Genomic DNA, 3,828 nt, shown 5'->3' on the forward strand with positions numbered 1-3,828 from the left:
CCAACCAGATTGCTTGGCAGGAGCTTAAAAATATGGCCGCTTAAAATTGCTCGTGCGTAACATGAGTTATTTTTTAATTTGAAATCAAAATACTATAGTTATAATCCTATCCTCCTAATATTGATGAGCTGATTTGATTAAAAGCTATTTGCACTGTCCCATAAGCCCCATTTCAAATTTTGAGGTGGGACGCCTTTAGACCAGCAATGACGCGGTTGCCCCAATAGTCCCATTTGTCCCTGTGGTTTTTGATAACATTGCAATGGAATTAGTTATTTTTTAGAAAAATTAGCAATTCATTGAGCTATTTTGTTCAAACGCGTTGAGCGCGCCTGGATATAAGTGCTGAATGTGTTGATTTTACAAGAGAAAATCAAGGAAGCTTTTTTGCGTCACTGCACGGAATGCAGTGACGCAGGAAAACTATATTTATAATGATGAAGGGCTTTGTTTTTTAGCCTATTAATTGTACATTTAAAGGCGCTCTAGCGTCATCAATATTATTATCGCATTTTTTATTTATTAAATTTTAGTGTCTTTTGCCAATTCATTTTACGAAGACTTGGAATAGTCTATGACTCTATCTTTACCCGCCTTTTTAGCGGCATAGAGCGCATTATCTGCGGCTTTTAATATATCGTTAATCGTTACGCCATGTTGAGGAGCTTCTGATACGCCTATTGAAATAGTAATTTTGGGTAATTGGGTATTCTTATAATTAATGGGTGTGTTTTTTAACTTTTCACGAAATTGATCCAGTTTGGTCACCGCATTGTTTAATGTTGTGTTCAACAATACCACAACAAATTCTTCACCACCGAAACGGAAAGCAATATCACTACCACGGAAACCTTCCGTTAATAATTGCCCTATCAATTTTAGTGCTTCATCACCTGCCAGGTGACTGTAGGTGTCGTTAAATTTCTTGAAATTATCGATATCCAACATTGCAACGCATAATTTATTTTTTTCTCGCGCGATGCGAATTAATTCTCGCGATAAGATGTCATTCAAATAACGTCGATTATATAAGCTGGTTAATGGGTCACGTAAAGACAGTTCATTTAATGATGCGCGCAAATTAATATTGGCTAAAGCAAGTTTAACAACATTGCTGAATGAAGCTGCCATATCTTGTTGATGTTGTGTTAGTTTTTTACCCTTTGGCGCTATCAGATGGAAAACACCAATTAACTCATTTTGTACTACCAGCGTTAACGCAGCATATCCTCCTTGTGGCAAGGTAATATAATGATCGCAAGGCACCGCTTTTTCTGGGTCATCAACGATATGAGCGGCAGATTCTCGGATGGCGAAACAATCCATGGGGAAAAATACTTTTGGTAATAACTGATCTTTACCCCACTGGATTACGGTTTCTAATTGGTTTGCGGGTTTATTAAAGACAGACAACCCCCCGCTTAATTCGGGAAATAAATCTTGTGCGATTAAATTTATTCGCGGGTAAGCTTCTTCTGCTAGAACACAAACCTGCAATGAGCGATTTAATTTATTTAATAAACTTTCATCATGTTGTAACAACTGCAATTCATTTAAAGTAGTCATTGTTTTTTCATTAAGCAGTCGCATTTTTTCTTCGTTTTGAATACGATCACTCACATCTTTCATTTGCGTTATAAAATGAAGGGGCTTACCCTCTTCGTCTCGAATCAGTGAGATACTGACCATTACCCAGATAAGACTGCCGTCTTTGCGAAAATAGCGTTTTTCCAGATGACAAACACGCAATTTCCTATGGATTAGCTTATCCATGGCATCTTTAGTCATAGGAATATCATCGGGATGAGTAATTTCCAATATATCTTTGTAACGCAACTCTTCAAGCGTATAACCTAATAGCTCTTGCAGCGTACGATTCGCATGGATACATTTTCCTTCTGGTGAAATAATAGCCATGCCAATCGGTGCATTTTCAATTGTGTTGCGGAAGCTTTCTTCGCTGCGCTTTAAATCTGACAAAACATTTGAGTTATACAATTCCAAGTAAAAGGATTTCACTAAAAGCTGATGAACCTTTGCGCTGGCAAAGAGCACTATGGCAACATACAGCATAATTCCACAAGATAGGATAAACGATAGCGAAGGTGTAATGGACAATGAAAGAAAAATCATCACTACCCCAACGGGTATTATAAAACCGAGGTAAGCTAAATGGAAGGTTAGCACTACAGGAGCTGCGCCTCCAAGCAAGCCCGTTAGATAGAAAAGAATGACCATACGATGAAGGGGGTCGTCAATATAGATAAATAATAACCCCCCTAAAGCCCAGAAAATTCCTGATTGCAGGCTATTTATTATAAAATAATTTTTCCAAAAGGCCGGATGACGCAGACTACCTTGTTTTTTTTGCCGATGATAACTAAGTAAAAATACACCCCTTAATAAAGCATTGAAGATAAGCGTCGCAGCTAGCCATATTGCTAAAGGGAAGTGATTGCTGGTAAAAGTCCAAAGAAAAAAAGAATATAAGAGAATGCCTAAAAACTCACCAAAGGATAGAATAAAATAATGTTTGTATGACCCGGTGATGAGTTTATCATCTATTTCAGCGCGTTCTACGCCTGGGAAGTTCATTAGAAATTTATCCCTGCTGAGTTTTTTTAATTTATCAATAACTGCCATTCTGCACCCTATTATGAAGAGTTTTTAATTTCCTTATTATAATTAGGTATCTTATGATCATTTATTGGTAATTTCTATTTTTTAGTGTTTCGTTAATGTCTTATGGAGCTAGGTTAATGTGTGGCTCTACCCCAATTAATGGGGCATTTTAAGGCTCTACACCAACTAAGGGGGCACTTTAATCAACTTAGTCTAAACTAAGTTCTTGATTTGACGATCAAAAGGAGATTAAAGTGCCGAAGTACAATCTTATCCTAAATTTACCTGGATTTTCCATAGTAAAAGTGAGCGGATATCAACCATTATTATATTAGATGTAAGCTATAACCGCGTAGCGCGTTGTAGCCACTGTCAAAGTAAGAATGTACGAAAGAAATCCTCGTATATACGAAGAGTTCATCATGAATTAATAGGGCATAGACGAAGTCTATTAAGGTTTAAAGCGTATAAGTTGTATTGTTATGCCTGTGGTCGTTATGGTAATCAACAATTCCCGGGTATCAATAAACATCAACGTGCTACTTGGCGAGCGCAGGCTGCGGTGAAGGGGATTTAAAAGACTACCTGCAGCAGTTGTCGCTGTCGCGAAATAGGGGCTTATATTTTTTATAAGCCCCATGCTTATTTTATTTAGTTGTTTTTAGACAATATAGGATTACTCAACAAAACCGATATGATTTAACGCCATTTTCCAAGCAGTGCCTAGTTAATTGAGTAATAAAATTTGCTTGTTGTTTTACTGGTAGTTCAAAAAAAGGACGATATTCGATATCAAACTCATCTATTAATTCATCTAATTTGTCTAGGTGATGGATAATAGGGAGGGCAGCGCCGGTGGTCATTGTAAATTCTGAAAAGGTTAGGTAAGACGTAGCTATTATCAACCCTTTTTTAGCACTAAAAGAGAGACCTTCATCCATCAATAGAAAAATTTTATCATTCAAGCGGTCTTCGACATAAACTCCACCAAAGGGGAGTGTCTCAAGGACAGACAGGACTCCATAGGAAGCTTCTTGCAACGTATGGAGCAACGTTATTTTTTCTTCAGACCCCAGTTCGGGGTTTTTAAGTACCTAAAATTATTGAAAAGACATGCTGACGAAACTAACATACTGAATTTTCTTTGGTTTCTCAGGCAAAAGGATTTTCAATATGATACAGGAACGTCAGCTGGTAACTATTTTT

The 3,828-nt window shown here is 37.2% G+C and carries 2 protein-coding genes and 1 pseudogene; 1 reads left to right on the plus strand and 2 read right to left on the minus strand.

Annotated elements, in window-relative coordinates:
• Positions 1–552: 552 nt before the first annotated feature.
• Entirely contained in the window at positions 553–2,643 is a 2,091-nt protein-coding gene (locus Ltuc_RS12395; RefSeq protein ID WP_238584143.1) for a GGDEF domain-containing protein, read from the minus strand.
• Between the two features lie 233 nt (positions 2,644–2,876).
• On the opposite strand from Ltuc_RS12395, the pseudogene Ltuc_RS15120 reads away from it, so the two are divergent.
• A pseudogene (locus Ltuc_RS15120) lies at positions 2,877–3,166 on the plus strand (transposase family protein); the annotation flags it as partial.
• Between the two features lie 136 nt (positions 3,167–3,302).
• On the opposite strand, the gene Ltuc_RS12400 reads toward Ltuc_RS15120, so the two are convergent.
• Positions 3,303–3,674, minus strand: a complete 372-nt coding sequence (locus Ltuc_RS12400) for a DUF7986 domain-containing protein (RefSeq protein ID WP_133138384.1) — start codon at positions 3,672–3,674, stop codon at positions 3,303–3,305.
• Positions 3,675–3,828: the final 154 nt, after the last annotated feature.

Source organism: Legionella tucsonensis (genome assembly GCF_001468035.1).
GTDB classification, from domain to species: domain Bacteria; phylum Pseudomonadota; class Gammaproteobacteria; order Legionellales; family Legionellaceae; genus Legionella; species Legionella tucsonensis.

Coding starts and splice junctions, on each gene's coding strand:
- Ltuc_RS12395 (WP_238584143.1), bottom strand. CDS start 2,643: ATGGCAGTTATTGATAAATTAAAAAAACTCAGCAGGGATAAATTTCTA.